This window comes from Pseudonocardia sp. ICBG1293, from assembly GCF_020131355.1.
In the GTDB taxonomy this organism is placed as follows: Bacteria; Actinomycetota; Actinomycetes; order Mycobacteriales; family Pseudonocardiaceae; genus Pseudonocardia.
Map to the genome: position 1 here is coordinate 318,605 of NZ_JAHLEL010000047.1, position 8,788 is coordinate 327,392.

At 77.0% G+C, this 8,788-nt stretch carries 6 protein-coding genes and 1 pseudogene; all 7 read right to left on the reverse strand.

Annotation, left to right across the window (positions count from 1 at the left end):
- Positions 1-33 precede the first annotated feature (33 nt).
- Positions 34-705 (reverse strand): hypothetical protein, encoded by a 672-nt coding sequence (locus tag KPF47_RS24835; protein ID WP_224391199.1) that lies wholly within the window; start codon positions 703-705, stop codon positions 34-36.
- Positions 706-822: 117 nt separating this feature from the next.
- Positions 823-1,074: an acetyl-CoA carboxylase biotin carboxyl carrier protein subunit gene (locus tag KPF47_RS24840; protein ID WP_224391200.1), complete on the reverse strand. Its 252-nt coding sequence runs from the start codon at positions 1,072-1,074 to the stop codon at positions 823-825.
- 18 nt (positions 1,075-1,092) lie between these two features.
- Positions 1,093-2,538: an acyl-CoA carboxylase subunit beta gene (locus KPF47_RS24845; RefSeq protein ID WP_224391201.1), complete on the reverse strand. Its 1,446-nt coding sequence runs from the start codon at positions 2,536-2,538 to the stop codon at positions 1,093-1,095.
- Complete coding sequence (locus tag KPF47_RS24850) at positions 2,535-3,743, reverse strand: SAM-dependent methyltransferase (RefSeq protein ID WP_224391202.1); 1,209 nt, start codon at positions 3,741-3,743, stop codon at positions 2,535-2,537. Before KPF47_RS24850 ends, KPF47_RS24845 begins: the two co-directional genes overlap by 4 nt.
- A 49-nt stretch (positions 3,744-3,792) precedes the next feature.
- Positions 3,793-4,578, reverse strand: a complete 786-nt coding sequence (locus KPF47_RS24855; protein WP_224391317.1) for a thioesterase II family protein — start codon at positions 4,576-4,578, stop codon at positions 3,793-3,795.
- Complete coding sequence (locus KPF47_RS24860; protein WP_224391318.1) at positions 4,575-4,796, reverse strand: MbtH family protein; 222 nt, start codon at positions 4,794-4,796, stop codon at positions 4,575-4,577. The genes KPF47_RS24855 and KPF47_RS24860 overlap by 4 nt, the downstream gene beginning before the upstream one ends.
- A gap of 382 nt (positions 4,797-5,178) precedes the next feature.
- Positions 5,179-8,787, reverse strand: a pseudogene (locus KPF47_RS24865) (amino acid adenylation domain-containing protein); the annotation flags it as partial.
- Between the last annotated feature and the right edge of the window lies 1 nt (position 8,788).

The following is an 8,788-nucleotide window of genomic DNA, read 5'->3' on the forward strand; positions in this document are numbered from 1 at the left end:
TCCTCGTGTGTGCCACGGACACGACCGTGGGTGTCAGCCCGAGCCGGTCGGCTCGGCGCTCCCGCCGCCCGCGTCCTCGTCGGAGCGGCTGTCGATCGCACGGCACCGCGGCGCCGCGGCGAACGACGCCTCGATCTCCGGCACCCGCGAGATCGCCCTGGCCAGCATCGGGCCCGCGGTGAAGCCGGACTGGGCGGCCCGCGCGACCTGGACGTAGCCGATCGTCCCGGACCGGTCCGACTCGGCCACGAAGTCGGCCGACTTGGCCAGCGACTCCCGTCGGTCCTCGACGATCCCGGTGACCTCGTCGAGCACCCGGGCACCGTCCTCGACCGGCGGCGGTCCGAGCCGCCGGACGTCCTCCCCCAGCCCGGCGACGGCGCCCTCGACCTCCCGCACCTGGTCGGCCAGCACCTGCCGCAGCTCCGGTATCCGGGCCGGGTCGAAGGTCCGCTGCCGGGTGGCGACGGCCGACACCTCGCCCACCGCCTCGCACAGGTCCCCGGTCCAGCGCTGCATCGCACCGGACTCCGCACCCGGCGGCTCGCCGGACGCGGAGTCGCCCGATCCGGCGGCCGAACCGGTCGGCAGGGCGTCCAGCCCCTCCTGCAGCGGACCGCACCCGCTCAGCACCAGCACCGCGACTCCCGCGACGGCCACCCGGGCCGCGCGGCTCCCGGTTCGTGCGGACGGTCGCCGGATCATGAGCCCTCCTCGTTCGGCGCGCGACCGGGTCGGTGTCGCCGCCACCACGTCCCAGCGTGCAGAACGGCCCGGGCCGTGTCGTCTGTCTTTCGGAGGAGCAGCCCCGACCCGGTGCGCTCATCGGGGCGGCCGCCCGGCCCCGGCGCGGGAGACGTCCATCGTCACCAGCGCCGTGCCGGTCCGCACGAAGTCGCCGCATCCGACATGGACCCCGGTGACGACCCCCTCGTGCGGGGCGAGCACCGGGATCTCCATCTTCATCGACTCCAGCAGCGCGACGGTCTCCCCCGCGGCGACGGCACGACCCGGCGTGCAGTGGAGCTCCAGCACGACCGCGGGGATCTCGGCGGTCAGGGCGTTCTCGGTCATGCGGTTCTCCGTCCGGGGTCACAGCGGGATGTTCGAGTGCCTGCCGCGGCGCGGCGGGTGGGCGCCCCGGGTCGCGCGCAGCGCCTCGATCACCGCGGCCCGGGTCCGGTCCGGTTCGACGATCTCGTCGACCAGGCCGAGCCGCAGCGCCTCCGCCAGCCCGCCGGTGGCGGCCACGTGGTCGGACTCCAGCTCGCGGGCCCGCCGCTCGGGGTCGGCGTGGTCACGCAGTTCGCGACGGTGCAGGATGCGGACCGCAGCGGGCGCGCCCATCACCGCGATCTCGGCGTCCGGCCAGGCGAGCACCCGGTCGGCACCCAGGCCACGGCAGTTCATCGCGATGTAGGCGCCGCCGAACGCCTTGCGCAGGACCACCGTCACCGACGGGACCGTCGCCTCGGCGAAGGCGTGCAGCAGCTTCGCGCAGCGGCGCACGACGCCGTCCCACTCCTGCTCGACGCCCGGCAGGTACCCGGGGACGTCGACCAGCACCAGCAGCGGGATCCCGAAGCCGTCGCACATCCGCACGAAGCGGGCGGCCTTCTCCGCGGCCAGCGCGTCCAGGCAGCCGCCCTTGCGCAGCGGGTTGTTCGCGACGACCCCCACCCGGTGCCCGCCCAGCCGGCCGAGGGTGGTGACGATGTTCGGCGCCCAGTCCCGGTGCAGCTCGACCGGGCCGGGGTCGAGCAGCCGCGCCAGCAGCCCGCGCATGTCGTAGGCCCGGCGCGGGCTCGCCGGGAGCAGGTCCGACAGCGGGTGCTCGCCCCCGGTGCGGACGCCGGTGGGCACGGCCGTGTCCCGCGGCGCCCGGGCCGGGCGGAGCAGCGCGACCAGGTCACGGACCGCCTCGATCGCCCCGGCCTCGTCGTCGCAGTGGTGCACGACGCCGCTGCGGGCGGCGTGGACGTCCGCGCCCCCGAGCTCGGCAGGGGTGATCTCCTCACCGGTCACGGCGCGGACGACGTCCGGCCCGGTGACGAACATCCGTGCCTGCGGGGTCGCGACCACGACGTCGGTGAGCGCGGGCCCGTAGGCCGCGACGCCGGCGGCGGGCCCCACCACGAGCGAGATCTGCGGGACCACCCCGGACGCCGCCGTCATCGCGGCGAAGATCTGTGCGACGGCGTGCAGGCTCTGCGCGCCGTCCTGCAGCCGGGCGCCCGAGGAGTGCCAGATCCCGACGACGGGGACCCGGTGCGCGACGGCGGCGTCGTAGGCCGCGACGACGGCGGCGCAGACCTCGGTGCCGAGCGCCCCGGCCGCGACCCGGGGGTCCAGTGCGAACACCACGCAGGCTGCGCCCCGCACCTGCAGGTGGGCCCACGCCGCCCCGTCGCAGTCGTGCACCCGGCGCGGCCGCGTGCCGGGATCGGCCAGCAGCGCGAGCCGGGCGACCGGGTCACGCGGATCGGCCGGGTCGGCGGCGGGCTCCCGATCGGGACGGGCCCGGACGGCCTGGCTCATCGGACGGCCCCCCGCACGTCCGGCTCCCGGTCCCCGCCGGCGTCGGCGGGCTCGGGGAACAGGGTGCGGTGGAAGGCGTCGGCCCGGAACCCACCGCCGTGGTAGGGCGAGTCCCAGTCGATGACGGCGCGCGGCGTGCCGTCGGCGGCGAGCACCCGGCCCTGCAGCCGGTAGTCGGGGTGGAGCCCGTCCGGGCTGGGGGCCCAGGCGAAGTCGACCTCGACGCGGTCGCCGCCGCGCACGGCGACCGGGCCGTCCGTGGCCGGCACCCAGACCGGGAACCAGCTGGTGGACGCCGCGGTCGAGTCGATCGGTGGGGCGTCCTCGGCGACCCAGAGGCGCACCCCGAGCGCGAGGCCGTGCAGCGTCCCGTCGTGGCGGACGGTGAGGGTGCCGGAGTCCCGGCCGTAGGTCGCCGCCCGGGCCCGGTGCAGGTCCAGGTCCTCGACCTGGATCTGGTCGGTGAGGTAGGGGACGCACCGCAGGCCGGACACGCAGGTGCGGACGTCGAACGGGCCGCCCATCACCTGGAAGATCGATTCCAGGTAGCGGACGTGGTCGCGCTCGTAGGCGGTGATGCCGTCCGGGGCGATGCCGGACAGGTCGACGCCGCCGATCGTGGTGGCGCACCGGTGCGGCACGAAGCGGGCGTCCGGGACCAGGTAGCGCTCCCGGGCGCTGTTGAGCACCGCGGCGGCACCCTCCGAGCCGCCGATGCACCCGATGATCTCGGAGATGCAGATCTCGACACGCTCGGGCAGGACGACCGAGGACGTGGACCCCTCCAGCACCGTGATCCGGTCGGCCAGGCCCGCCGCGGCGATCGTCTCGCGCGCCGCGGCGGCGTTCGCCGCCATCTCCTCGATCGCGTACACGTGCCGGGCTCCCGCGCGGGCCGCCTCGACGGCCCACAGCGCCTCCCGGCCGGTGCCGATGTCGACGACGGTCCGGCCCGGGACGGCCGCCGCGATGGCCGCGCGGTAGGCCCCGTTGCGGACCTCGGCGCGGCCCATGAGCTCGTACGCCGCGTCGTCGTAGACCGGGTACTCGCCGAGCGAGGCGATGACGACGCCGATCGGGTCCTCGGCGGCCTCGGCGACGCGGACGTCGACCGGGGTGCCGGGGAGATCGAGGCGGACGAGGCCGGGTCCGGCCGGGGTGCGGGGGTCGGTGCGGGTCGGGTGGGGCTCGGTGGTTCCGGTCATCGTTCCTCCTGCGGGGCCGTGCGGTCGGCGGGACACCGGTACCGACGGCTCAGGCGATCGGGTGGGGTGCGGTGCGGTGGTGGCGGCGCAGGAGACCGGTCAGCGCCGACCAGACCCCCGCCTCGTCGTCGTCGAGGTAGAAGTGGGCGCCCGGGAAGGTGCGGAGCTCGGCGAGCCGCCCCCCGGCGGTGAATCCCGCCCAGGCCGCGGCCCCGTCCGCGTCGACGTCGGGATCGTCGGCGCCGTGGAACACCGCCAGCGGGACGGCGGTGCGCGGCGGCGACGCGCCGGCGTAGGACTCGATCAGTGCGAAGTCGGCCCGGACCACCGGTAGCAGCAGTTCCCGCAGCTCCGGGACGGTGCGCAGGATGCTCGGACCGCCCGCGAGCCGGTCGAGCTCGTCGAGCAGCGCGGCGTCGTCGGACGCGGCGACGCCCCGCGAGCGGTAGCGCCCCGGGGCCGGGTGCCCCGACACGACGACCAGTGCGGGCGGGCACCCGCGCTCCTCCAGCCGCAGGGCGGCCTCGAAGGCCAGCGCCGCGCCCATGCTGTGCCCGAACAACACCGTCGGTGCGGCGGTCAACGGCGCGCAGGCCGCGGCGATCTCCTCGGCCATCGCGGCCGGGTCGGTGAGCGGGGGCTCACCGAACCGGGACTCCCGTCCCGGGTACTGCACGCGGTGCACGACCGCGTGCCCGGCGAGCCCGCCGGGCCACCGGCGGAACGAGGCTGCCGAGCCTCCCGCCCAGGGCAGGCAGACCAGGTTCGGCAGCCGGCCGGTGTCCGTCCCGGCCTCCGGTGGACGCAGCCAGGAGCCCGCGGACGCCGCCGTCACCTCTCGCCCATGGCGCGGATCAGGCTCAGCGGGCGCAGGTCGGTCCAGTTGCGCTCGATGTGGTCGAGGCAGTCCGCACGCGTGGCGCCGTCCGGTCCGCCGTGGACGATCCGCCAGCCGTCCGGCACCGCGGCGAACACGGGCCAGAGCGAGTGCTGGTTCTCGTCGTTGACCAGGACGAAGAAGGTGCCGCTCTCGTCGTCGAACGGGTTGGTCATCCTCGGATCCCCCTCGGAGTGGTGGGTGTGGTGGTGCCGGGTCCGGACCCGGCGGCCGGGCGCTCGGCGAGCACCCGGTTGATCGTGGTGGCCACCTGGGCCAGTACCTCGGGTGCGGAGAGCTCGTCGTGCCGGCGCCCGGTCGCGACGCAGCGGAGCTCGCCGGTGACGTAGGGCGCCCACTGCTCGGGCCGGTACCCCCGCCGGGCGGGTGCTCGGCGGTGAACAACAGCATCGGTCCGGTGTGCACGCCCGGGGTGGCGTCGACCAGTGCACCGGTCGTGGCGACGTAGGTGTCCAGGACCCGGTGGGCGGTGGTGTCGTCGAGCCACTCGGGGTCGCCGAGCTCGGCCCGCACCAGCTGCACCGCGGTGCTCCGGTCCGCGCCCGGTGCGAGCCCCGCGTCGGCGAGCACCGACGACCCGCCCGCGTCCGCCAGCGTGGTGTGCGGGTAGGCGTCGAGCACGGCGAGCAGCTCGACCTCCTCACCGTCGGCCTGCAGCTGCACCGCCATCTCGTGGGCGATCCGGCCGCCGACCGACCAGCCCAGCAGCCGGTACGGCCCGTGCGGCCGCACGGCGCGGATCCGCCGGACGAAGTCCGCGGCCCGCGTGGTGAGCGCGCCCGGGCCGGCGGGGACGGCCGTCTCCGGGGCGCTGAGCTCGGGCGCCTGCAGACCCCACACCGGGATCGCCGGGTCGAGGCCGCGCAGCAGCCCCAGGTAGCACCAGCTCAGGCCGGCGCCCGGGTGCACGCAGAACAGCGGCGTCGCCGTGCCGCCCGGCCGCAGCACCAGCCGCGGGTCCAGCGGGCTCACCGGGGCACCGGCGCGGTCGACGGCGTGCGTGCCCGCGCCGAGGCGGGCCGCCAGCGCCGCGGGGGTCGGCGCGGCGAGCACCGCGGGCACGTCGACGCTGACCCCGAGCGCCGCGGTGAGCTCGGCGGCGACGCGCAGTACGAGCAGGGAGTGCCCGCCGAGGGCGAAGAAGTCGTCGTCGGCGCCGACCCTGGCCGCACCGAGCACCCCCGCGAACACCGAGCAGATCACCGCCTCGGTGGTGGTCCGCGCCCCGCGTCCGGTGCCGGACACCTGCTGCGGGGCGGGCAGCGCGGCCCGGTCGAGCTTGCCGTGCACACCGACCGGCAGCGCCCCGACGACGATCACCGAGGCCGGGACCTGGGCGTCGGGCAGCCGGGTGGCGAGTGCCGCGCGCAGCGCGTCCGGGTCCGGGTCCGGGGCGCCCGGCTCGCCCACCACGTAGCCGGCCAGCGCCGGGGCGCCGGTGGGGTCGGTGACGACGAGGACCGCGGCGGCCGCGATCCCGGCGCAGCGGGCCAGTGCGGCCTCGGTCTCCCCCGGCTCCACCCGCTGCCCGCGGATCTTGACCTGGTCGTCGGTGCGGCCCGCGTGCCGGAGCAGGCCGTCGGGACCCCACCAGGCCAGGTCCCCGGTGCGGTACATCCGGGTGCCCGGGGTGCCGTACGGATCGGCCACGAAGCGCCCCGCGGTGAGCCCGGGCCTGCCCCGGTAGCCGCGGGCCAGCTGGACCCCGGTGAGGTACAGCTCGCCGACGGTGCCCACCTCGACCTCGGCCAGCGCCGGGTCCAGTACCCGCAGACCGGTGTTCCAGACCGGCCCCCCGATGGGGACGTCGGTCCCCGGCGCGGGCCGGGGCAGGTCGACCGCGGTCACGTCGACGGCGGCCTCGGTGGGGCCGTAGAGGTTGTGCAGCGCGACGCCGGGCAGGGCCGCCAGGGTGCGGTCGCGCAGCGCCGGGGGCAGTCCTTCGCCGCTGCACACGATCCGGTCCAGCACCCCGGCCACGCCGGCGGCGCGCTCCGGGGTGAGCGCGGCGAGGAATGCCTCCAGCATGGTGGGCACGAAGTGCACGGTGTCGATCCGCTCGTGCACGATCCGGTCGGCCAGCGCGGCGGCGTCCCGGTGCTCCCCGGGCGCCGCGGTGACCACCGTCGCGCCCTGCAGCAGCGGCCAGACGAGCTCCCACACCGACACGTCGAACGTCGTGGGTGTCTTCTGCAGGACCCGCCGGCCCGGGGCGATCGGGTAGGCGTGCTGCATCCAGGCGAGCCGGTTGACCATGGCGTCGTGGCTGACCCCGACGCCCTTCGGCGTGCCGGTGGAGCCGGAGGTGTACAGGACGTAGGCGAGGTCGGCGCCGCGCGGCCCGCCGCCGCGTTCGACGGCGGTGACCGGCCGCGGGTCGGGCGGGTCGGCGAGGTCGACGACGAACGCCGGGACACCGTGGACGTCCGCCGCCCCGGCGCGGTCGTCCGGTGCGACGAGCACACCGACGGGCCGCGCGTCCTCCACCAGCGCGTCCCGCCGGCCCTGCGGGACGTCAGGGTCGAGCGGCAGGTAGGCGGCGCCCGCCAGCTGCACCGCGACCAGGGCGACCATCAGCTCCGGCCCGCGGGGCAGCGCCAGCCCGACGAGGTCGTCGGGGCCGGTGCCCGCGGCCAGCAGCGTGCGGGCGACCCGGCGGGCGTGGCCGTGCAGCGCGTCGTAGGTGAGGGTCCGGCCGTCGGCGGAGCGCACCGCGACCTCGCCGGGATGGGCCAGCGCGGCGGCGGCGAGCAGGTCGGGCAGTGTGGCGGCCGGGACCCGGACCGGCTCACCGCGCCCCAGCGCCCTGGCCCGATCGCGGGTCGCGCCGTCGAGCAGGGCCAGCTGCCCGATCCGGGTGTCCGGGTCCGCGGCGGCCAGGGCCCGCACGGCGCCGCCCAGCAGGGTCACCAGCCGGGCCGCGGTCGCCGGGTCGAGCAGGTCCGGGTGGTGGTCGAGGCGGATCCGCAGCCGGGCGCCGGGCAGCGCCACCACGGTCAGCGGGTAGTGGGTGGAGTCGCGGGCCTCGACGTCGACGACGCGGACACCCGCTCCGGCGTCGGCCCCGGCGTCGGCGTCCCCGCCCGGGGTGCCGGGCAGGTTCTCGATCACCAGGGTGGTGTCGAACAGGGCGCCGCGGCCGAGGGTCCGCTGGAGCGAGCCGAGCCCGACGTGCTGGTGGTCCAGCAGCGCGGTCTGCCTGCGGTGGAGCCCGACCAGCGCGTCCCCCACCCGCAGCGCCGGACCGGTCGCGACCCGGGTGGGCAGCGTACTGATGAACGGCCCGACGGCCCGCTCGACCCGGTCCAGGGCACCGGGGCGCCCGGACACGGTCGTGCCGAACAGCGCCTCGTCACCGCCGGTGGCCCTGGCCAGCGCCAGCCCCCAGGCCAGCTGCAGCACCGTGGCCGGGGTGGTGGCGCTGCGCGCGGCCAGGTCCCGCCAGCCCGCGGTGGTGACCCCGTCGAACTCCAGCTCGGTACGGTCCGGCCGGGCGGCGGGCACACCCGCACCGCCACCGAGCAGAACCGGGTCGGCGCCGGCCAGCTCGTCCGCCCACACCGCCAGTGACGCCTCGCGGTCCTGGGCGCCGAGCCATTCGACGTAGCGGGCGAAGTCCGGGGTCGGACCCAGCCCGGACGGGCCGCCGTCGGCGGCGTGCAACGCGACCAGGTCCTCCAGCAGCACGGGCACCGACCACCCGTCGACGACGATGTGGTGCAGGGTCAGCACCAGCCGGGCGGCCGGGCCGGGCAGCAGGTGCAGCGCCGCCCGCAGCGGGAGGTCCCGGTCGAGCCGGAACCGGTGGCCGAGCTCGCCGGCCGCGAGCTCGCGGGAGCCGTCGCGCGCCCGGTCGGCGGGCCCGCCCGTCAGGTCGTGCACCGTCCACTCCGGAGCGGCGTGCGAGCGGACCGCGGCGACCGGCTCGTCGAGGCCCTCGTGCAGGAACAGGGTCCGCAGCACCCCGTGCCGCGCGACGAGCGCGGTCACCGCGCGCCGCCAGCGGTGCGGGTCGACCGGCCCGTCGAGCTCCAGGACGATCTGGACCAGGTACGGGTCGGCGCCCTCGGGGTTCTGCGCCGCGTGGAACAGCATCCCGGCCTGCAGCTCGGTGAGCCGGTGGATGTCGGCGATCGGTCGGGTCATG

Bases quoted from the DNA above. Each gene is read 5' to 3' on its own strand.
- KPF47_RS24845 (WP_224391201.1), bottom strand. From the start codon at position 2,538: ATGAGCCAGGCCGTCCGGGCCCGTCCCGATCGGGAGCCCGCCGCCGAC.
- KPF47_RS24860 (WP_224391318.1), bottom strand. From the start codon at position 4,796: ATGACCAACCCGTTCGACGACGAGAGCGGCACCTTCTTCGTCCTGGTC.
- KPF47_RS24840 (WP_224391200.1), bottom strand. From the start codon at position 1,074: ATGACCGAGAACGCCCTGACCGCCGAGATCCCCGCGGTCGTGCTGGAG.
- KPF47_RS24835 (WP_224391199.1), bottom strand. From the start codon at position 705: ATGATCCGGCGACCGTCCGCACGAACCGGGAGCCGCGCGGCCCGGGTG.
- KPF47_RS24850 (WP_224391202.1), bottom strand. From the start codon at position 3,743: ATGACCGGAACCACCGAGCCCCACCCGACCCGCACCGACCCCCGCACC.